Raw genomic sequence first — 22,782 nt, forward strand, 5'->3', positions numbered from 1 at the left:
GCTGAACCTAGCATTACCTTGTCATTCGAGCTTAAAAAAATCCATGCCGATAGTCGACATGGATGAATCTCTACTATTTTTGGCCTTTGAACTCAGTGGGAGGAACACCCGTTATCTTCTTAAAGACTCGGCTAAAATAGTTCGGGTCCTTATAACCCACTTCAAAGCTGATTTCCTTAAGAGTAAGGTTGCCGGCCTTAATCAGAGAGATGGCTTTATCAATCCGCAGCCGGGTTACGAAGTCGATGAATGTTTCTCCGTATTCCTGTTTGAAAATTTTGCTGAAGTAGTGAGGATTCAAATGGACAAAATCAGCCACTTCTTCCAGCGAAAGATCATCGTTGAACCGTTCCTCGATATACATTTTCGCCCTACCCAGCATAGTCAGTGTTTGAACCTCTCGCTGTTCGCGTATCCGTTGCAGTGCTGACATGACGTACGTCTGCTGAAGCATTCCATTCTCCGCTTTGACGGCAAGCAAAGAAGCGTTTCCAGCCTCTGATGACTTCAGTTCGTCAAAGTGGCAGTAACCTCCATCCCGTTTGCGTAGGGTGGAGGCAAAAACGGCTTCGAAATAGGACTTGCGAAGTCCTTCCTCGCCGCTATGCAGCGACCCGATTCCAATGGCCGTCTTTATACCAAGTTGCTCCTGGGCAAGCTCGGAGAGCTGCTGAACAAGGTGTTTAACCAACTGCCGCCAGTCGTTTTCGCCGGTGACAGGCGGCTTGCGTAAAAAAGTGGCTACATGATGGTCGATCAAGGAGCTTACAATGGAATTCGGGCCATGCGTTTTTACATAGCTTCGGAAATGATCGTAAATTTTCTTTTTATCCTGCTCGTCCGTATATCCGTCAAAGGCGGCAATGATGGCGCTTCCCTGATCAAGAGGAAAGTCCAGCCATTCTGATAGCTGGGAAGCGCTCGAATCCACGGTCTGGTCAACCATAAGCATTAAAGCCAGCTCATTTTCTGCGAGCGGCATCAGCTGTGAGATTTTGTGCCTAAGCTCCAATTCTTCCGTACGTGCCCGCTTCTCGTACTCAATTTCTTCAATCAGTCGTTTCAGTGTACCGATGATCAGTTCTCGCTTCGCTGGCTTCAGAATATATTCTTTCACACCCAAAGAGAGCGCCTCCCGGGCATAGGCAAAATAATCATAGGCAGTGACGAGCACGAATCGGGTATCGGGAAGCCGCTCCTTTAATTCACGAAGCGCCGCAAGCCCGTCGATTCCAGGCATATTGATATCCAGAATGGCAATATGGGGACGGTGCTCTTCCGCACATTCAATCGCCATGCGGCCGTTGCCGGCATGAATAAACCGGAATATCCCCGGCATCGCCCGTTCCACTGTCAATTCCAGTCCTTCTCTCTCCAAAGCCTCGTCATCCGCGATCAACAACCGATACATCAGTCTGCTCACTCTCCTTCTTGACTGGAATTCGTATTGTTATGGTAGTACCTCGTCCGATATTGCTATTGATTTCAACCATTCCTTCCTTTCCGTAGAACAACTGCAGCCGCCTAAACACATTTTGCATTCCAAGTCCTGTTGAACTGCCGCTTTCGACTTCGCCTTTAAGATGGAGTACGGACAGTCGGGTTTCCTCCGTCATGCCCTTTCCGTTGTCCGAAATTTCAATTTGTACATCTTCGTTTGCTCTCGACAGCGTTAACATGATAATGGCTCCGTCTTCCATATCTGCCACACCATGAAGAAAAGCGTTTTCAATAAATGGCTGGATCGTCAGGGCCGGAATTTGCTGCTGAAGTACGGAAGCGTCAAAGTGAAGATCGAAGCGAATTCTGTCCCTGAAACGCGCCTGCTGGATGGTTACGTATTCGCGGATATGATCCAGTTCCTCCTGGAGAGTTACGGGTTTGTCCAGCTTCTGCAGGCTGTACCGTAGCAGATTGGACAGCGAAACGATCAGGTCGCTGGTTTTCTCCGCCCCTTCCAGAATCGCCAGCTTGGAGAGCACATTTAAGGTATTAAATAAAAAGTGCGGGTTAATTTGATTTTGCAGAGCCAGAAGCTCCAGTTCCTTCACAAGCCGCCGCATTTCCAGACTCTGTTTATCCTTCTCGATGAGGATACTCAAATCGGCGGACATTTGCGAAATGGCGTCCGACAGTACGCCTAGCTCGTCATCCCGTCGCGGTTGGGGCTTGATATTCAGATCACCTGTGGCGATTCGCTTCGCCAGTCCGACAAGTCTGCCGACAGGGCCAGTAATGCTGCGCGAGACCCAGATTGCAAGCAAAACCCCCATCAGCGCGTTCATGCCGAACAACGCCACTCCCCATCCGTTCATTCGCTCATTCTTGTTCCGGATGTTCTCAATGATTGGCCGGTAATAAGCCAGTTCATCATCGATCAGTTGCTGACCCTCCTCATGAATATAGCTGACGGTTTTCTCCGCTTCAATATAATGTTCAAAAGCCGATTGAGGATCTTGTGCCTTTGCATCCAGAACTGCGGCTTGTTTCTCTTTAAGAAATGTAGCCAACAGATTCACGTAGTCCTCCTCGGCGAAAGAAGGGTCGGTCGAGTTGGAGACTTCCTGAATTCTGCCTTTCAACTGCATCAATTGGTATTCTGTCGGACCCTGCACAGCCTTATCGCCTCTTGGATTAAGCAGATAGGCATATAGGAGATTTAAGTTGCTCTCCGCCGATTCGGAGGTTTGCTCGATGAGAAGAATGCGGCCAAGCATTTCATCGTAGCTCTGTTGTACGACCTTTCCGCTTTGGAATACAAAATAAGCGATGATATTGGCGAACACAACTAGAAGAGGGATGAACAGAAGCAGCTTCGTTCTGATCGTCATCGTCTGTCATCTCCGGTCATGTTGTCGGGAGTGTCCGCATGCATCTCATATATCCTGGTGTATGTTAATTCCTGGGGGGGATTCCCCTTTAGATAATCATTCAGTAATTTTATGGACTTAGCCCCCATTTCCTCTGGCTGTTGAACAATGGTCAGTTCGATTTTGCAATCTCTGATGGCTTTCAACGTCTCGGCCATATCGTCAAAAGCGAAAATCTGCAAATTCCGCGCTCCGCGTCGCTCCGAGGCTTCCAGAATACCAAGGCCGTCCAGCGCACTGAATCCGACCATGTAGCGGATCTGCGGATACCGGGTGAGCATGTTCTGAGCTTGCTGTGCTGCCTGAAGCCGTGAAATATTTGAGGAGCGAATCTCCACAATGCGGAGCTTGGGATAGCGACCGATCACGGAACGAAATCCAGCAAGCCTGAGTCGCTGATTCTCGACGCGCTCGCTACTGATCATAACTCCAATGTCGCCACGCTCTCCAGAGGCTTTCGCTAACAGCGCGCCCATCCGTTTTCCTGCTCCTTCGTTATCCGTTCCCACGTAAGCTAGTCTACGGGAATCTGGTTCATCCGTATCGATCGTGATGACGGGGATGCCAAGTCCGGCTGCTTTGTCGATTAATCGGCGATACTCTGGATCATTTATCCCTTGAACCAGAATTGCATCCGCCTTACTGGCAATCGCTTTATCCAGCAGTTTGACCTGCTCGGACGGATTAATGCGGTCCGGCCCGATATAATCGAGCCGCATACCGTACTGTTCCGCTTCCTTTCGGGCTCCTTGTTCGATTGACCGCCAGTAATAATTATCCAACTCCTGGGATATCATTACGACTTTTGTAGCGGAAACCCCGTCTTTTGGAGAAACCGTCTTCAATAACTCTGCAAATTGGTGAATTTGAAAAGAAGACAGAGTGAACTGGAAGAGCAGCCAGGCAAATAGCAGGAAGACTGGGATAAGGATAAATGTCCATTTACGGTTTGACATGTCTTGCTCCTTTGTAAATATTTACAGACTCACTCATTATACAGCAACAAAACAACCGCACGCAGCTATCGTCAGCATAAGCGCGGTTATTGAGGAGGAATTCCATATTTTAATCAAGGTACATGACCAAAGTAGAAATCTTGAAGGGTAAGCAACAACAGATATTTGAAGAATGGTTTGCCCATCTTACAAGTAGTGAGGAGATAGAAGCCGAGCAAGCACTAAGTGAATTCCGTGGAAAGATAGCATTGGAGATAGGCCCCTACCAGTAGAATTAGGACATTTTTAAGTCCAGAAACTACTGCAGGGGCTTAAGTATAAAAAAATAACCTCACTAAATCAGACCATGCTTTTTAAAGCTGTGAAACAGTCCATCTTCATCGACAGCATCCGTAATGTCATCTGCAATGGCTTTGAGGCCCGGTTTGGCATTTCCCATAGCAATTCCTAGCGCACAATATTCAATCATTTCAGCATCGTTCATCCCGTCTCCGATAGCAATGGTGTCTTCTTGGGATCTTCCCAAATGCTCAATAAGCTTTTCAATAGCTACGGCTTTGTGAATACCGGGAACCATTAGCTCGCCGCTGTCTTGCCCGAAAGCAGATACAGTACATTGAATAACCTCAAATTTCCCTGCAAATTCCTTTTTGATCTGTTCGAAAGGAACATTTTTGTTTTCCAAAAAGCATGCTTTGTTCACGTCACTACGGTACAGGTTGTCCTCTCCTATAGTTAGACCAGTGATAAAAGGATGCGGGCGTTGTTCTTTTTTTTCTCTGGCTACGGGATCATTGTCCACATCACCATAGATAAGCCGTTCCACATGGGGCAAAAAGTTTTTACTCGCAAACAGTCCCCCGTTCGATTCCAAATAAAAGTCCAAATCATGTTCATCAAAGTAATCGACCATATGTTTAACATCTTCATCCGATACTTTGTGGTGATATAACATCTCGCCTTCGATTTCTACAAAGCCCCCGCCAGCTCCGATGATCCCGTCAAAACCGACCTCCATGATAAAATCATAAATCTCCGCTTTGGATCGGCCAGTGCATAAATAAATCAGATGTCCGTTCTTTCTCGCTTCGATACATGCTGTTTTTGCAGATTCGGGAATCATACCATCATCATCCACTAGCGTTCCATCTATATCTAAAAAGATAATCTTTTTGTTCATCTTAGGCTGCTCCTTGCTCTCCAATGTTTTCTTTTATGTTACTACATTTACCGCACTTAAAGTACATATTGAACTGAAAAAACACTAGATAGAAAGAGAGAAACGGATGGAGCAAAATGGAAATGGGCAACCCTCTGCTAAAGCGAAAGTTAGGATTTTTGACACCTAAATACGAAACTGGTCATGATTTTGATAACGTTTTCCGCAGAGCTATTGCTACAATGACGGTATATACCAATTCTAATTACCGGAGGTTGAATGCCGTGTCATTTAAAGTAGCTTTTATTGGAGCAGGAAGCATCGGTTTTACCCGTGGAATTTTGCGAGATCTGTTATCGGTGCCGGAATTTAACGATATTGAAGTGGCTTTTACGGATATCAGTCAGCACAATCTGGATATGGTTACTGAGCTGTGCCAGCGGGATATTCGTGAGAATGGTTTGTCCATACAAATACAGTCCTCTACGGACCGAAAGATAGCTCTAAAGGATGCCAAATACGTCATTTGTACCATCCGGGTAGGAGGGCTAGAGGGCTTTGCAACCGATGTGGATATTCCGCTGAAATATGGCGTGGATCAATGCGTGGGCGATACACTGTGTGCAGGAGGGATTATGTACGGTCAGCGTGGTATTGCTGAAATGCTGGCCATCTGCAAGGATATCCGCGAGCTAAGTGCACCGGATGTATTGTTGCTGAACTACTCGAACCCGATGGCGATGATTACGTGGGCCTGCAATAAATACAGCGGTGTGCGTACAATCGGCCTATGCCACGGCGTCCAGCATGGGCATCACCAAATTGCCGAGGTGTATGGTCTGGAGAAGCAGGATGTGGACATTGTGTGCGCCGGAATCAATCACCAGACGTGGTACATTCAGGCGTCACATGAAGGCAAGGATCTGACAGCTGGACTGCTGGAGGCTTTTGAAAAACATCCCGAATATAGCCGCACCGAAAAGGTACGCATCGACATGCTTCGTCGTTTTGGCTATTACAGCACAGAGTCGAATGGCCATCTAAGTGAATATGTACCTTGGTACCGGAAGCGTCCGAATGAAATTCTGGACTGGATTGATCTAGGCAGCTGGATCAACGGAGAAACAGGCGGCTATCTGCGTGTATGTACAGAAGGACGTAATTGGTTTGAAACAGATTTCCCCAACTGGATGAAAGAAGACCCATTGGAGTACAAGGCGGAAAATCGCGGTGAAGAGCATGGTTCATACATTATCGAAGGTCTAGAAACCGGACGTGTATACCGGGGGCATTTTAATGTCGTAAATAACGGTGTGATTTCCAATTTGCCGGACGATGCGATTATTGAAGCGCCTGGATATGTGGATCGGAATGGTATCTCCATGCCACATGTAGGAGACCTTCCGCTCGGTCTTGCTGCCGTCTGCAATGTAAGTATTTCCGTCCAGCGTTTGGCTGTTGAAGCGGCTGTGCACGGAGATGATAAGTTGCTGCGGCAAGCGTTTATGATGGATCCGCTAGTGGGCGCGGTGTGTAATCCGAAAGAAATTTGGCAGATGGTCGATGAAATGCTGGTGGCCCAGGAAGCATGGTTGCCGCAATACGGAGCAGCAATTGTCGAGGCGCGTCAACGTCTGGCTGCAGGCGATCTGATTCCAACCCGACCTTATGAGGGAGCAGCGCGACTTAAGGTGAAGACGGTTGAAGAAATGCAGCTGGATCGGGATGCCGCCAATAAAAATGCAGGGCAATCCGATAAGGGCAAGGATCGCGAAAAAGTGTAGAACAACAAGAGCATAGATTGACTTCACAACAATAAAAGGGTGTTTTCACGGTCATGTGGCCTGAAAACACCCTTTTGCTGTCGATAGATATAACGATTTGGCATAGTTGGCGTTCTGGAGTTTATCATTGTCGATTTGAGCTGACGGAAATTAAAGAATGCGGTCTTGCTTTTTTTGAATTCGCTTTTTTGCTGTCGATCCTAAATCTCCTGAGAGCTTGTCATAGCAGGGATGTTCAACAAATGAAGGAACCGGTTTCAGAAAAAGAGGTGCCACAACGAACCGTTAGAGTGGCAATTCATATGCCTAATTAATAATGTAGTCCTTAATTTATTCAATTTACAGCAGATTTCCAGCTCACTATAATCTAACATAGGAGGTGACAAAAAGGGGAAAATGTGAGCGCATGGACAAATAGAAAGCGCTTACCTTTCGCAACTATGAACGCCGCTTTTTTTTGGAGAGAGTAGGCGTAACTCACATTTAATCATGTAACAATCAGGTGCCGACATAGGAAGATTCAACAAAATCCACGGAAAGATAGGTGAAGCAATTGAAAACAAAGCAAGTGCTTCGTAAAAGCATGAAGTATGCTTTTGCGCTATCACTCGTCGCAAGCAGCTTTCTACCAGGTGCAGGATTTACGGATAAAATACATGCAGAATCCCATGTGGACAATCCTTACCAAGGGGCGACAAAATATGTTAGTCCTGATTATGCGGCTAGTGTTGATACATCGATTGCCAAGATTACGGATGCCAATCTGAAAGCAAAAATGCAAACGGTCAAAACATTCCCGACAGCCGTATGGCTTGATCGTATCGCTGCTATTAACGGCGGTGGAGGCAAGCTTGGCCTGGAAGCGCATTTGGACCAAGTATTGGCGCAAAAGAAAGGCAGCACACCGATTACGGCGGAATTTATTGTGTATGATCTGCCCGGACGGGATTGTCATGCCTTGGCTTCCAATGGTGAATTACCGCTGACTCAGGCAGGGCTGGAAACATATAAAAAGGATTATGTTGACAAAATTGCTTCTATTTTTGCAAATCCCAAATATAAGGATATTCGTATCGTAGCGATCATTGAACCAGATAGTTTGCCAAACCTGGTAACCAATCTGGATGATCCTAAATGTGCGCAAGCCAAGTCTACAGGGATTTATGAAGCTGGTGTTAAGTACACAATGAATAAGCTGAACGAGATTCCGAATGTGTACAAATACGTAGATATCGGTCACTCTGGCTGGTTAGGTTGGGATAACAACCGTGCAGCAACGGTATCCCTGTTTACAACTATCTTCAAAGACACTAGTAAAGGTCTGTCCAGTGTAGATGGCTTTATCACGAATACAGCCAATACTTCACCGCTGACAGAACCTAATTTGCCTGATCCAAATCTGAATGTCGGCGGACAACCGATCAAATCGTCCAAGTACTATGAATGGAATCCTAATTTCGATGAATCGGATTTCGCAGAGTCATTGCATAGAGATTTTGTCAGCGCAGGCTGGCCGAGCTCACTCGGTATGTTAATTGATACAGGCCGTAACGGATGGGGCGGACCTAACCGTCCGACTTCCGCAGTCGGCAATGATATTAACTCCTATGTAAACTCAGGCCGTGTTGACAAACGCTCGCACCGTGGTAACTGGTGTAATAACAGCGGAGCAGGTATGGGAACACCGCCACAAACGGCTCCAGCTGGCCATATTGATGCCTATGTATGGGCGAAACCTCCGGGTGATTCCGATGGTTCCAGCTCACTCATTCCGAACGATGAGGGTAAAGGCTTTGACCGTATGTGTGATCCTACCTATACAACCAAGGATGGCACATTAACAGATGCTTTACCGAATGCACCTATTTCAGGAGCATGGTTCCATGATCAGTTTGTGATGCTGGTACAAAATGCGTACCCTGCAATCGTGCCTTCCACTGGTGGTGTGGACCCAGCGCCTACAGCTCCAGCTGTACCGTCAGGCTTAAAGGCTGTTGTGGGCAATGCTCAAGTAACGCTGACTTGGAATGCGTCTACTGGTGCCGATAGCTACACGGTAAAACGTGCCACTAGCGAAGCAGGTCCTTTTACAGCCGTTGCGCCTCTTGTAACGGAAAGAGAGTACACGGATAAGGGGCTGACGAACGGAACAACTTACTTCTATGTTGTAAGTGCTACGAATGCGAAAGGAACAAGTAAGGATTCCGCAACGGTAAGCGCTGAACCTAAAGGTACACCGACTGATCCAACCGACCCTACAGAACCAGCGGGTGATCTGGTTGTAATGTACCGGGCTGGTGACACCGACCCAGCTAATAACGCAGTCAAGCCTTTCCTTAACCTGAAAAATAAAGGTACAACACCCGTGAAGCTGAGTGAGCTGAAAATCCGCTATTACTTCACGAAGGATGGCAGCCAAGAGCTGCAATCTGCAGTAGACTATGCGCAAGTAGGCAATGATAACGTGCTGCGTACCATTACAGACAACTATATTGAAATTGGTTTCAGTGCTGCTGCCGGCTCGCTTGCTGCTGGAGCGCAAACAGGTGATATTCAGATCCGCATGAACAATAGCGACTGGTCTAACCTGAACGAATCCAATGATTACTCCTTCGATCCAACGAAAACCTCTTATGCAGAATGGAACAAAGTAACGTTGTTCCACAATGATAAGCTGGTGTGGGGAATCGAGCCTTAGGATTTAGCCAGAACAAGTGCCCTTGAGTGATTGAAAAGTATTAAAAGAAGGCTACGGCATAGCTGTCGTAGTCTTTTTTTACGTCTTCGAATAAAGAATTTGATGACCAAGGGAATAAGCATTGAAATTGTGTATAATGAAAAAAAGAATGCTGTTCTACTGTGGAGGGTCATCATGAGCAAAAAGTTAATCTTAGATGTAGATACTGGCATTGACGACGCGCTTGCTATTGCGTATGCGGTCCATTCGCCGGAATTGGAGCTACTCGGTATTACAACCACCTTTGGTAATATCTCGGTGGAGGAGGCAACACGTAACTCACTGATTCTGCTGGAAAAACTGGGGGTAGAGGCTCCGGTCGTGTCTGGCGCTCACAAGCCGTATGCTCGGGAGTTGTTCAAACCTTATTCCCGGCATATTCACGGTGAAGACGGTATTGGCAATCAGTTGAAAGGAGCTCCCTCCCGTCAGGCTGCGTCTGGGGATGCCGCTGATTTTATAATCGGACAGGCTCGTCGCTATGAAGGCAAACTTACCCTGGTAGCTGTGGGACCGCTGACCAATCTTGCGATTGCATTGGATCGCTGCCCCGAATTGCCCCAATTGCTTGACCGCCTGATCATCATGGGCGGCGCGGTTACAGTGAAAGGGAATGTAACTCCGACGGCTGAAGCGAATATTTATGCCGATCCAGAAGCCGCAGCCTATGTGCTGGGAGCGGGCTTTCCGCTTACGCTGGTTGGGCTGGACGTCACGATGCAAACACTGCTTCCCCAGCAGGATGTGGACAAATGGCGTGAGCAAGGGACCGAGCTGGGCGCGTTTATGGCAGATATGACAGACTTTTATATGGAAGCCTATCGCAATTTCAGACCTGGTATTGCAGGCTGTGCTTTGCATGATCCACTGGCTGTAGGATTAGCGATAGATTCCAGTTTTGTGGAGACGCGTCCAATGCACATTGCCGTTGAGGTGGGGGATTCCGCCGAGGTTGGTCGCACCCGTGAGGTGCAAAATGAGAACGAAGCTCAAGCCCTGACTACGGTTGATGTGGCACTTAAAGTCGATGCGGAGCGATTTTTGCGTCATTTTCTTAGCCGGGTGGTATAAAAAAATAATTCGAAGATTGCCGATGAACCTGCATCGGCAATCTTTTGTGCATACATGTTTTAAGGGCCTTTATCTAAAGGTGGACTCACTGCTATAAAATCCCATATCATGTTAGAATAGGTGTAGTTAGAAAAACTGCCGGACCACAAAGGAGGAGATTCATTGTGTTTTCTGCTGCTCGACGACTGCCTTTGCTGGAACATATGTATAATCATGCCCCGACAGGAATCGTGATTTTGTCGAGGGAGGGGAAGTGCCTGTACGTCAATCCCGCCTTTTGCAAAATGGTCGGATATGAGCAGGAGGAATTACTGGATATCCGATATTACCATCTCTTGTATAAAGAGGCTCAGGATCAGCGAGGGTTGAGGGAGGCTTACGCAGGTTGGCTAAAGGCTACGGATCAAGTCTATAAGACAGAGCTGCGTTTGAAACATAAAAGGGGAACATCCGTCTGGCTATCGCTGGAATTAACCATATTTGATGATGAGGCTACCGAACAATCTTATTTGATTGCGTATGCAATGGATATCACGGAGAAAAAAGATATGGAGCAGGTGCTCTCGGATAATGAGGATTTGTACATGCTGATTACGGAAAATACGCCGGATGTTATCTCATATAGCACGGCGGACGGCATACTCCAATATATTTCTCCTTCGGTGGAAAAACTCCTAGGCTATACAAAGCAGGAAATGCTCGGCAAAAAGCGGCTCCAATTCTACCATGTTGAAGATGCCGATTATATGCGTGTACATGGACTCTTCAAGGAAACAGGCATCATGAAGCGGCGTGTTCGTCATAAGGACGGGCACTATTTGTGGCTGGAAGTATCGTACCGGATTATTCGGGATGAACAGGGCAGAATCAAGCGAGTACTGTCCATCGGACGCAACATCACAGAGCGCCAGAAGAGCGAGGAGAATTTGGCAAAAGCTCAAAGGTTGGCGATGTTCGGCTCATGGGACTGGGATCTGGTCAACAATGTTATGCATTTCTCCAAGGAATTTCGCAGCATTTTTGGTTATCGTGTCAAGTCGGTTGAAACAAGTATTGACGCGTTCATGGCGGCTGTTCATCCAGAAGATACAGAGCGCATGAAACAGATTATCACCAACGTTATATTAAAGGGAGTTCACGAAGAAACCTTTTACCGGATTGTATTGCCGAATGGGGAACAAAAGGTACTGCGTTCAATCTGGGAAGCTGAAATGGACGAGCATGCAGGCAAGCCCGTTCAAGTGGTTGGAATGATCCAGGATGTTACAGAGCACCGGGAAATGGAGCAGCGTCTGCGCGAAAGTGAAAACCGTTATAGGTCACTGTTTCAGCATAATCCACTCGGGATATGCGCCGTGAATATGGAAGGTCATATCTTGAGCGTGAATCCGAGCTTGGAGGAGCTTACGGGTTATACGAAGGATAAGCTGCTTGGGGCTGACATACTCATCATGGCTTCCTCTGAGGAACAGGACAAAATCAAGCGTCACATGGAGCTGGCCAAGCAGGGTGAGACGCAAACCTATGAATCGGAATTTATACATAAGGAGGGGGAGCGTCTATTCATCAAGATGACGAATATCCCGATTTTCGTGCAAGAGGAAATTGTAGGCTGCTACGGGATTATAGAAAATGTTACCCCTCTTAAAAGCTACATTGCTCAAATTGAAAAGCTCAGTAATGAGCATTCGCTTATTTTGAATGCCGTATCCGAAGGAATTGTAGGTTTAAGTACCGAAGGACATGTCCGCTTTATGAACCCGGCAGCTGTTGAGATGTTTGGCGTAGGATCTGCCAATCCGCTGAATGGCGCTTGCATAGACATGATCCTCCATGCTGACGAAATTGGCAGTCATTTTCCGGACGAACAGTCCTCTATTCTTCAAGCGATTCGAAGCGGAGCCTCTTATCAGGCAGAGGAAGCTGTATTTTGGAAAAAAGGCGGGTCCAGCTTTCTGGCCTCCTATCGAATCAGCCCTTTGATGGATAATGGCGAGCGAAAAGGGGCTGTGATGGTTTTTGTAGACAGGACGAATGAAAAGGAGATCATTCGGGCCAAGGAGTCTGCCGAACGCGCCGATCGGGCCAAGTCAGAGTTTCTTTCTGTGATGAGTCATGAGCTCCGTACACCGATGAACGGCATTATAGGCATGGCGGGGTTACTGGCAGATACTGAATTGGATGAGGAGCAGCGTAGCTATATAGACATTATTACCAGTAGCAGCGGTGCTTTAATGCAGATATTGAACGAGATACTGGATTTGAGCAAAATCGAAGCTGGCAAAATGTCTTTGCTGCACGAGTCCTTTGTGCTAGATGATGTGGTGGGCAGTGTGGCTGACCTATTCATGACGCAGGCTATGGAAAAAGGCATTGAGCTGGAATGGCATGTGGATCAGGAAATCCCGGGGATGCTGGTCGGCGATCATGTGCGTATTCGACAGGTGCTGGTGAATTTGGTGAGCAATGCGATCAAATTTACGGAGCGAGGGCGTGTAAATATCTTTGTGGAGAGAAAGGCTTACAGCCGTCGTAAAAATAGATGCCTGATTGAGTTCAGTGTAACGGATACTGGAATCGGTATCCCAGCAGACCGCCAGCATCTATTGTTTCAGCCTTTTTCCCAGCTTCATCCGGCACTGAACCGAAAATATGGAGGGACGGGACTAGGATTGTCCATCTGTAAAAACTTGGTCAAGCTGATGGGGGGGGCTATTGGTGTAGATAGCGATGAGGCCAGAGGAGCGACGTTCCGGTTCCAGCTGGATCTTAAGCTGCCGGAAGGTTCAACGCTTGCGAATATAAGCCGTGATGAACCTTATGAGTCAAAGGAAGGCTAAAAAGAGATAGCCGTGATGCGTGATGCATCACGGCTATTTTTGTAAGGAATAACCAAAGAAAAGATTGACAAACTGTTCTAACTGTACTATTAATGATAGTACAGTTAGAACAGTTCAGTATATACAAGTGAATCAGAATAAGTCTTGAAAGGAGGAAGTCCATGTTCGAGCTGGATATCCGCAGCCGCAAGCCGATCTACGAACAGCTTATGGACAGGGTAAAGGAAATGATCGTGTACGGATCACTTCAGCCGGATGAGCAATTGCCTTCCGTACGGACATTGTCCGCTCAGCTTACGGTGAATCCGAATACGATTCAGAAGGCGTATCGAGAGTTGGAACGAGAAGGATACATTTATTCCGTTCAAGGCAAAGGCAGCTTTGTCACACCTGCCGAGCATCAGCCGCAGCAAATAAAGCGGGATGAGATTCGGGCGGCATTGTTAAAACAGATGATCGAAGCCGTCCATTTCGGTTTTACGCAGCAGGAAGTGGACGACATATACGTGGAAGCTATACAAACAAAGGAAAGGGGGATGTCCCTTGATTGAATTAAGGGAAGTCACAAAGACATTTACAGAAGAAAAGGCTGTCGATCAGCTCGCCCTTACGGTGAAGAAGGGCTCTATTTTTGGGTTGCTGGGCTCGAACGGGGCAGGGAAAACGACACTGCTCAAAATCATCGCCGGGATTTACCGACCGGATACTGGCAAGGTATTAATCGGTGGGCAGTCGGTGTATGAGCAGCCTGAAGTCAAGCAGCGTATTCTGTTTATGCCAGACACCCCCTATTTTTTTCCGCAAGCGACAATTCGTCAGATGGCCCGGTTTTACCGCTCCATTTATCCGAGCTGGAGCGAGGAACGCTACATACAGCTTACGGAGGTTTTTAAGCTAGATCCTAAACGAAAGCTTCACCGTTTTTCCAAGGGGATGAAGCGTCAGGCTGCTTTTTTGCTTGCCTTGAGCTGTATGCCTGAGCTGCTCATTTTGGATGAACCGATTGATGGGCTGGACCCGGTGATGCGTAGAATGATCAAAAATTTACTGTTTCAGGAAACCGCTGCACGCGAGATGACCGTCGTGATCTCATCTCATAACTTGCGTGAAATAGAAGACATGTGTGATCACGTCGGCATTATGCACCAGGGTCGGATGCTGCTGGAAAAAGAGGTCGACGACCTCAAGTCTGATACGCATAAGGTACAGGTTGCCTTTCGTGACAGCACGCATGAGGAAGCCGTATGTGGACAACTTTCGGTTGTACATAAGGAGCGGAGGGGCAGTATTCTGCTGCTTATTATCCGGGGTGAACGAGAGCGGATTGCAGAGACGATTGAAGCGTATGAGCCGCATGTGTTCGATTTGCTGCCGTTGACGCTTGAAGAAATTTTCATTTATGAAATGGAGGACGCAGGTTATGACATCCAACCGATTCTTCTGTAGCGGCGGCGTAATTCGCCAAAGCCTGAGACAGCATGGCTGGATCGGTCTGTTGTACTTGGTGGGATTGCTATTTACAGTACTGCTGCCATTGTTTATGAGCATTGGTGATGAACAACCACGAGTGGTTTTAAAAAGCTTGTTCGATAGCACAAGCTCAGGTAATGAATTGCAAAAATTAATTTTAGTGACCGTACCGGTGCTGGCAGGTGTGATGCTGCTTCGTTTTATTCAGCGACAGGGGCCATCCGATTTGTATCATAGCCTACCTTTGCGTAGAGAGCATCTATTAACGGCACATTTGATTAGCGGTCTTATTCTTTTACTTGTACCTGTATGGCTGACTGCGGGAGTAACTGCCTGGGTTAACACGTCAGTCGAACTGCCTTATATTTTTCATATCCATGATATTGGTTCATGGGCACTGGTCGTATCCGTCCTTACGATTTTCTTTTTTACCTTTACCGTGTTTGTAGGTATTTGTGTGGGACAATCGTTGCTACAGACCGTAGTAGTGTATGTTTTATTGCTATTGCCTCAGTTTCTATTCATGATGATGGGGCGTTTTCTGGAGCGTAATTTATACGGATATGTGCGGGTGCAAGAAACCATTGTCCAATATATTAACGGTTCGGAGTTTCGCAGCAATAATAATATTTGGGAAAACTTATCGCCGTTTGTACGCATTATGGACAACTTGCCGAATCGCGCCTTTTCCTACATGGAGCTGCTTGCCTATATAGGTATCTCCCTGCTGTTTGTCGCCTTGAGTTATGGTTTGTATCGTAAACGCTTGGTCGAGAAGGCGACTCAGGCAATGGCTTTCTCTTTCTTTCAACCTTTGTTCAAGGCAGGGGTTATACTATGCGCTATGCTTGTACTAGGCGATTATTTTTATAATGCAGGTACAAGAGGAGCTAATTGGTCGATTTTTGGGTATGCACTTGGAGCTATTTTAGGCTATATCATTGTAGAGATGGTCATCCGCAAAACGTGGCAAATTGTGCGCGTTCGCGCTTTGATAGAAATGGTCGTTTACGGTGTGGTCATGGGGCTAGTACTATATATCCCGATTTCAGGTTGGTTGGGTTATGAGGGACGGATTCCAACAGCACACTCCGTAGAAAAAGTTTATGTGGGGCAAGAGGAGCCTTTAGGGGGAGATGCAGAAAAAGAAGCTTATTACTCCCAAGACAGGGCCTATATCGCCTCTGTGCTGAATTTACATCGTGAACTCGTACGTGCACATGCAGCTGGCGAGAAATCGTTGTCCAAAAACCTGGCCGTTGAAAGGGCAGTCATAGTCTATCGTTTGGATGATGGTTCCACCATGACTAGGCGTTATACATTCCCAGAAAAGCCTTTCAGGACAGAACTGACTAAGGTGATGGAAGCAGAGCCTTATAAAACGGTAAGATACGAGCTGGATAAGCTGCAAGGAAAAGCAGAGACGATTAATATCCAATCCATAGATGATAATGAAAGACGAGTGGTTTTGACCAATCCCAAAGAAACTCGTGAATTTGAAGATATACTCAAAGAAGAAGTATTAAATATGAGTTATAGCGAAATGCAATCACATCGATATCCTCTGGGGAATGTTTCTATTACAAATAAAGAGTCATCCTCTACCAATAAAGAACCGAGCTGGAAGCGTGAAATTTCATTTAGTTGGCCGGCCTCATATCACAAGCTTACAGGTTGGCTAGAGCAAAAGGGGTATGCGGATAAGGTGATCATTGATTCCAAGGATATTTTCTCAATACGGGCTGTTCCTATTATTTCTCAGGAAATGGAGCCTTATCAGCCTAATCAGTATATTGAAGACTATAAACTATTTAAAAGCATTCAACAGAAGCACAAAGCAACAACCATTGAAGATTCGAAGCTTTGGAGCACTGTACTGGAAAAGCGCAGACCTTATAACCTTACTCCAAATATAGAAAAAGGCACTTATATGTTTCAAGTTAAGGTTAAGCCTCTATACAGTTCAGATGCCCACACAGGCTATTACTTATTAACTCCAAAAGATATGACACCGGAGCTTGCAAAGGCTTTACCGACAGTTCCTTAAAATCCGATACCAAAAAGGCCTTTCCCGTGGGGGGAGGCCTTTTTGCCATATGTAGCTTGAGTGCCTCCTCGTTCGGATGATCGGATAAGGACATTTTTATCCTCCTCTCGTATACTAATCTTTACCATAATTGTACAATGAAGAAGCAATGGCTTACAGTCTCATTTCATTCATTAGATATAGGGGGATGTACATGTCTGATCCAAAGGGAGTTATAACCAAGCCGGAAAAGGACGAGTCTGTGCGGATAGCATGGTTTTGGCCATGGCTGGGCGGTACGTTTATGTTTGGATTGTTTTCAGTCATGTTTAATGTAGTTTGGAGTATGGTTGTGGCACCCCAAGTGCAGCTTTTGCTGAGGCATGAAGGTGTGACGGATACAACTGTGATTGTAATACTGCTTCTATATGCATGGATTATCGGTCTCATCTTTGCAGCTTATGGTGCCTTGAGTGCGCGTATGTCCAGCATGGGCAAGCTTTCGCTGATGCTGACCGGGCTATTATCATTATTATGTGGGCTGTGGTTGTGGATTATAGGAATACAAGGGTCTGGTGGTCAACCTGCTGAAGTGTGGGGAGGGGCGTGGGAACTTTTTTCACTCTATCACGCCTGGGCAGAGCCTGTATTGGAGGTACTGGGGCCATATACACAGCATGGTGAAATCTGGTTTCTACTGGCAGCACTGCTGCCGATAGTTGGCATGGTAGTAGGAGTTGAGGTGAATCGTTATCCAGCGCTAACCGACAAGAATGGTAAGGTGGATCATAGATGGCAATGGATTGTTGCCGCGATATCTGCTGCGCTCGTCATTGTGCTGACGATTACACTGATGCTTCCTCAACGCCCGTACATTGCAGAGAAGGATTTTCCGGTAGTTGACGGGGCTACGGCGGCCATTCCGTTTGCGCAGGATATGCTGCATGAACTGACTGGAATGAGCAAGGCGCGAGCGGCGCACGAGCTGAGATTCAACACGACCCATCAGGCATATGTCAATTTGATCGAAAAGAAGGCGGATCTGATTCTGGTGGCCGGTCCTTCCGATGAGGAACTGCGTCTGGCGAAAAGTCGGGGAATACAAATGAAGCTCACACCCATTGGGTGGGATGCGTTTATTTTTCTCGTGCATCAAGACAATCCGGTTAAGGGACTTTCTTCGGAGCAGGTTCGTCGCATATATGAAGGAGCTATCCATAATTGGAATGAAGTAGGGGGCAAGGATCAGCCGATCATTGCTTATCAGCGAGAAGAAAATTCAGGCAGTCAGACATACATGCAAAAGAAAGTGATGGCAGGCCATGAGATGGCTGACCCGCCACGTGAACTACAAATTGGCATTATGGGTGGTATGATTAATGCAGTCGCAGATTTTAACAAGGATCACAACGCGCTCGGATATTCATTTTATTATTTTGCAAATGTGATGCATAATCGTCAAGAGGTCAAATTTTTGTCTATTGATGGAGTAGAGCCGAACAAAGAACACATTCGCTCGAAGCAATATCCATTCACAGCTCAACTGTTCGTGGTCACACGGGAAGGCGAGAAACCAAGCCCTTCGATGCAACGATTACTCGAATGGCTGCAAAGTGAAGAAGGAACTCGGGCCATCGAAAAAGGCGGCTTTGTTCCTGTAAACTCGTAAACCTGAAACGATGGTTCGCATACAGTCACCCGTATATTCACCTTAAGAGTGAAACGAAGACAGCAGGGTAATACATAGAATATGCTTTGCTGTGAATACAATACCCGCACAGCATGTATATCACCAACATAAGGGGATGAACGAAAATGAAGAAAAAAACATCGGTATGGGTGCTTTTGCTCGCCGTAGCCATAGTGACAGCGGGGTGTGAAACAGGCTCGCAAACAGGACAAACGGCTCAAAATGAGCAAAAGGGTGCCGCCTCGGCACAAGCGAATGGTTCGGGAACAACTGTAGATACACCGAAAACAGGAGGACAAGCAACCACAGACTCTACTATAGCGAAGGTCCGCATGGACAATATTACCGCGCTGCGTTTGATCGACGGTCAATCCGGCTGGATCGGCGGAAATGGCTGGATTGCCCGAACGGACGCGACTGCATCCGGTTCAGTCGGATCGACGTGGAATGTGCAATATCAGGGCCAAGGTACGGTTCAGCAGATTTTTGCCTTGAACGGACAGCAGGCCTGGGCTGTTATGGCAGACAGCGGATCGCTGCTGGCCACTCGCGATGGCGGTAAACGCTGGGAGGTTGTCGGGACTGTACCTGAGCAAGGGCAAACGGGCTTTTTACACTTTGTATCATCCAAGGAAGGGTTCAGTGGCAGCCAATATACGAAGGATGGCGGGCATAGCTGGTCTTCGCTCCCCATGCCTGGCCACATGGTAGGACAGCCATATTACCATGATCGGCAAAACGGCTGGGCGGTTACGCAGGACACAGACCGTTCGTTTCAGATTTTACACACTGTTAACGGGGGCCAAAAGTGGACTACTGTCATGTCACGCACAACGGAGGCGCCTCTAAATGGAGCCATTATTCGTTCGGTAGAACGTGGCAACGCATGGATCGAGCTGGTTGGAGATACGGGGATGAATCAGACGTCGTATTCGCTTTGGCATACTGCCGATAGTGGACAAAGCTGGCGTGCTGTGCTGGCGAATGCCACCGCTGGCGGCGGTCCGGCACCAGGTATTAGCCAGCAAGAGAACCAGGTTGCCAAAAATGAAGGGACGGCACCAGGTATGCTCTATCCGGTTAATAGCAGTACCGCATGGATGGGTGGCTACTGCGCACCGTGCGACAAGCCTAATACGATCGGCTGGACGACTGACGGCGGCAAGACGTGGAACAATGGCAAGCAAGGCTTTGACGGTTATGGCGGACAGCAAATCGGGATGGCAAATGCCAAGGAAGGCTGGGCTATTTTCTCAGATTCAGAGCAGGCCCCAGTTATGTATACCACCTCGGATGGTGGACAGCATTGGACGCAGAGCCATGTATTTGACAAGCCTGTGGCATCAGGATCCTAAGGAGGGATGAATATGAGCCATCATAAGAAAAGTGTGATTAGATGGACTGACGGTCGTGAAGTACCGTTAATCGGGCAGGGTACGTGGAATATGGGTGAAAAAGCGTCACTCCGGCAGGAAGAGGTGCGCGCGCTTCAACTAGGCTTGGAGCTGGGTATGACGCTGGTGGACACGGCTGAAATGTATGCGGAGGGCGGCGCAGAAGAGATCGTCGGAGAGGCCATTCGGGGTCGCCGGGACGATGTCTATCTTGTTAGCAAGGCGTATCCTCATCATGCGGACCGCCAAGGACTGGCTCAAGCGTGCGAAGCGAGCCTAACACGAATGGGAACAGAGTACATGGACATGTATCTGTTGCATTGGCGCGGGAATATTCCGCTGGAAGAAACGGTACAAGGCATGGAAAAACTGCGTGAGCAGGGCAAAATCCGTAGCTGGGGAGTGTCCAATCTGGACAAATCCGACATGGAGGAGCTATGGAGCCTGGGTGGAGGCGAAGCCTGCGCTGTCAATCAAGTGCTGTATCACGCGGCTTCGCGGGGCATCGAATATGATCTGCTACCTTGGAGCCGTACGCATGGAGTGCCTGTGATGGCCTATTGCCCGATTGCCCAAGGTGGCCGCTTGCGACGGGGTCTGCTGGAGCATCCTGTTATGGTAGACATTGCTGCCAGCCACGGGGTAACTCCATCCCAAATTGCGCTCGCGTGGGTCATACGGGACGGTGATGTCTGGGCAATTCCGAAGGCGGTGCAGGAATCGCATGTACGAGAAAATGCAGCGGCAGCAAGTATTCGGCTCACTCCTGAACAACTTCAACAAATAGACGAAGCTTTTTCTCCGCCAACGCGGAAGCAGCCACTGGATATTGTTTGAGGAAGGAGGAGCCCATGACAGAGCGAGAGACAGAACTGCATGAGGTAGATGATCATCTGGATTATGGATTATCCGTTGTATTCATCGGCTTTAATCCCAGCTTGAAATCAGGCGAGGTAGGACATCATTATGCGAATCCGCGCAACCGCTTTTGGCGCATACTGGAGGGAGCAGGCTTGACACCTCGCTTGTACGATCCATCAGAAGATCGGGAGCTGCTGAAGCTGGGCTTCGGATTTACGAACATTGTTTCCCGTCCCACGAGGGGAGTAGAGGACATTGCACGCGAGGAATACGCCGAAGGACGTCTGAAGCTATACGAGAAGCTAAAGGAATACCGTCCGAAGGTTGCTTGCTTTGTCGGCAAAGGCGTATACACCGAATACAGTAAAAAATCCAAAGTAGATTGGGGATTTCAGCCTGAACCGCTAATTCCCGAGATGCATGAATTTGTGGCACCTTCGTCTAGCGGACTGGTGCGCATGTCGCTGGAAGAAATCACAGATATTTATCGCCATCTTCAAACGTTCCTTTCGTCAGAGATCGTCTGAAATGCAGTAAGTATGGTGAATACAGCTAGCACAAAAAGAACCACACGCTCCAGTCCCTGCTGGGAAGAGTGTGTGGTTCTTTGAGCTGTTTCTATTGTAAGGCTTTCGCCTGCCATGCCTGTTCCACGGGAACATAAGGATATCCCAGATCACGTGCGACCGCTTCGTAGGTAATATGTCCGTTCAGGACATTGGTGCCGCTAAGCAGTGGCTTGCTTCTGCGAAGCGCCTCCTGCACACCCAAATCTGCGAGCTGGAGAGCAAAGGGGAGCGTCGCGTTCGTCAGAGCGAGCGTCGAGGTTTGCGGTACCGCGCCCGGCATGTTTGCTACCGCATAGTGAATGACGCCATGCTTCACATAGGTAGGCTGGTCGTGTGTCGTGATGTGGTCAATCGTCTCGACTATGCCGCCTTGGTCGATGGCGACATCCACAATCACAGAGCCGGGCTGCATCGTCTGTACCATCGCTTCCGTTACGAGCCGCGGGGCTTTGGCACCAGTGATCAGGACAGCACCGATCAGCAAATCACTTTGCGCCACGGCTTCAGCAATGTTGGACGGGGTGGACACCAGCGTATGGAGCTGATTGCCAAAAATATCGTCCAGTTGGCGCAGTCTTTGCAGGCTCAGGTCGATCAGTGTCACATCTGCCCCGAGACCGATGGCGACCTTGGCAGCATTGGTGCCGACCACCCCTCCGCCAATAATGGTCACTTTACCGCGTTTGACCCCCGGCACACCTGCCAGCAGGATGCCTTTGCCACCCTTTGGTTTTTCCAGCAGTTGTGCTCCAATTTGTACAGCCATTCGTCCGGCAACCTCACTCATCGGGGTAAGCAGCGGGAGGCTGCCTTCAACATCTAGCGTCTCATAGGAAATGGCGGCTACGCCGTTGTCTGTTAAAGCGCGGGCCAGTGCTGGCTCGGCAGCCAAATGCAGATAGGTGAATAAAATCAATCCTGGTCGAAAATACCCGTATTCAGAGAGGAGCGGCTCTTTTACCTTGATAATCAGATCCGCCTGGGACCACACGTCCGCAGCTTGCTGCACAAGAGTCGCACCCGCAGTGGCATAATCTCCATCCGTAAAGCCGCTTTCAACACCTGCATGGCTTTCCACAAATACGTGATGTCCGTGTTGAATCAATTGAGCTGCACCTGCTGGCGTTAGAGCGACACGATTTTCGTTGTTTTTAATCTCTTTCGGAATCCCAATTTTCATTTCATTCACCTCTCCTAAAAATAATTGTTAAGAAAATTACACTATCATTTTTGTGCAGTTTGCCGATTAGTTACATGGACTCAAGCCGATAAATGCAATTCATGTTAGATTAGGTACAGTTTACAAGGGGGGAAGCTCCTTGACATCATACATTTTGTCGGATTATCTGACTTAA

16 protein-coding genes are annotated in these 22,782 nt (G+C 47.8%); 11 read left to right on the forward strand and 5 right to left on the reverse strand.

Annotated elements, in window-relative coordinates:
• Positions 1 to 73: 73 nt before the first annotated feature.
• The 4 genes from ACUUJN_RS05365 to ACUUJN_RS05380 form a co-directional block, all read right to left on the reverse strand.
• Entirely contained in the window at positions 74 to 1,411 is a 1,338-nt protein-coding gene (locus tag ACUUJN_RS05365; protein ID WP_069079698.1) for an AraC family transcriptional regulator, read from the reverse strand.
• A complete protein-coding gene (locus ACUUJN_RS05370; RefSeq protein ID WP_484669357.1) occupies positions 1,386 to 2,831 on the reverse strand; it encodes a sensor histidine kinase in 1,446 nt (481 codons plus the stop codon). Before ACUUJN_RS05370 ends, ACUUJN_RS05365 begins: the two co-directional genes overlap by 26 nt.
• Entirely contained in the window at positions 2,828 to 3,826 is a 999-nt protein-coding gene (locus ACUUJN_RS05375; protein WP_484669358.1) for a sugar-binding protein, read from the reverse strand. The genes ACUUJN_RS05370 and ACUUJN_RS05375 overlap by 4 nt, the downstream gene beginning before the upstream one ends.
• Positions 3,827 to 4,160: 334 nt before the next feature.
• Positions 4,161 to 5,006, reverse strand: a complete 846-nt coding sequence (locus tag ACUUJN_RS05380) for a Cof-type HAD-IIB family hydrolase (protein WP_023987289.1) — start codon at positions 5,004 to 5,006, stop codon at positions 4,161 to 4,163.
• A gap of 263 nt (positions 5,007 to 5,269) precedes the next feature.
• Between ACUUJN_RS05380 and melA the strand changes: the two genes are divergently transcribed.
• The 11 genes from melA (at position 5,270) to ACUUJN_RS05435 (ending at position 21,385) form a co-directional block, all read left to right on the forward strand.
• Positions 5,270 to 6,769, forward strand: a complete 1,500-nt coding sequence (melA, locus tag ACUUJN_RS05385; RefSeq protein WP_028543208.1) for an alpha-glucosidase/alpha-galactosidase — start codon at positions 5,270 to 5,272, stop codon at positions 6,767 to 6,769.
• Positions 6,770 to 7,313: 544 nt separating this feature from the next.
• Positions 7,314 to 9,467 carry a glycoside hydrolase family 6 protein gene (locus ACUUJN_RS05390; RefSeq protein WP_081327418.1) on the forward strand — a complete coding sequence of 718 codons (2,154 nt, stop codon included), beginning with the start codon at positions 7,314 to 7,316 and terminating at the stop codon, positions 9,465 to 9,467.
• A gap of 174 nt (positions 9,468 to 9,641) precedes the next feature.
• Positions 9,642 to 10,577, forward strand: a complete 936-nt coding sequence (locus tag ACUUJN_RS05395; protein WP_028543206.1) for a nucleoside hydrolase — start codon at positions 9,642 to 9,644, stop codon at positions 10,575 to 10,577.
• A gap of 164 nt (positions 10,578 to 10,741) precedes the next feature.
• A complete protein-coding gene (locus ACUUJN_RS05400; protein ID WP_484669359.1) occupies positions 10,742 to 13,417 on the forward strand; it encodes a PAS domain S-box protein in 2,676 nt (891 codons plus the stop codon).
• A gap of 161 nt (positions 13,418 to 13,578) precedes the next feature.
• Positions 13,579 to 13,968: a GntR family transcriptional regulator gene (locus ACUUJN_RS05405; protein WP_023987294.1), complete on the forward strand. Its 390-nt coding sequence runs from the start codon at positions 13,579 to 13,581 to the stop codon at positions 13,966 to 13,968.
• A complete protein-coding gene (locus ACUUJN_RS05410) occupies positions 13,961 to 14,863 on the forward strand; it encodes an ABC transporter ATP-binding protein (protein WP_430181508.1) in 903 nt (300 codons plus the stop codon). Before ACUUJN_RS05405 ends, ACUUJN_RS05410 begins: the two co-directional genes overlap by 8 nt.
• On the forward strand, positions 14,838 to 16,934 hold the full coding sequence (locus tag ACUUJN_RS05415; protein ID WP_484669360.1) for a multidrug ABC transporter permease: 2,097 nt from the start codon (positions 14,838 to 14,840) through the stop codon (positions 16,932 to 16,934). The genes ACUUJN_RS05410 and ACUUJN_RS05415 overlap by 26 nt, the downstream gene beginning before the upstream one ends.
• Before the next feature lie 193 nt (positions 16,935 to 17,127).
• Positions 17,128 to 18,582 (forward strand): PstS family phosphate ABC transporter substrate-binding protein, encoded by a 1,455-nt coding sequence (locus ACUUJN_RS05420; RefSeq protein WP_484669361.1) that lies wholly within the window; start codon positions 17,128 to 17,130, stop codon positions 18,580 to 18,582.
• Positions 18,583 to 18,728: 146 nt separating this feature from the next.
• Positions 18,729 to 19,958: a hypothetical protein gene (locus ACUUJN_RS05425; RefSeq protein WP_484669362.1), complete on the forward strand. Its 1,230-nt coding sequence runs from the start codon at positions 18,729 to 18,731 to the stop codon at positions 19,956 to 19,958.
• 12 nt (positions 19,959 to 19,970) lie between these two features.
• Positions 19,971 to 20,834, forward strand: a complete 864-nt coding sequence (locus ACUUJN_RS05430) for an aldo/keto reductase (RefSeq protein ID WP_023987301.1) — start codon at positions 19,971 to 19,973, stop codon at positions 20,832 to 20,834.
• Positions 20,835 to 20,848: 14 nt separating this feature from the next.
• Complete coding sequence (locus ACUUJN_RS05435; RefSeq protein ID WP_250272880.1) at positions 20,849 to 21,385, forward strand: mismatch-specific DNA-glycosylase; 537 nt, start codon at positions 20,849 to 20,851, stop codon at positions 21,383 to 21,385.
• A gap of 91 nt (positions 21,386 to 21,476) precedes the next feature.
• Here ACUUJN_RS05435 and ald read toward each other — a convergent pair whose 3' ends face one another.
• Positions 21,477 to 22,607 (reverse strand): alanine dehydrogenase, encoded by a 1,131-nt coding sequence (gene ald / locus ACUUJN_RS05440; RefSeq protein WP_279832040.1) that lies wholly within the window; start codon positions 22,605 to 22,607, stop codon positions 21,477 to 21,479.
• Positions 22,608 to 22,782 lie beyond the last annotated feature (175 nt).

The organism is Paenibacillus sp. LRG-1, from assembly GCF_057220305.1.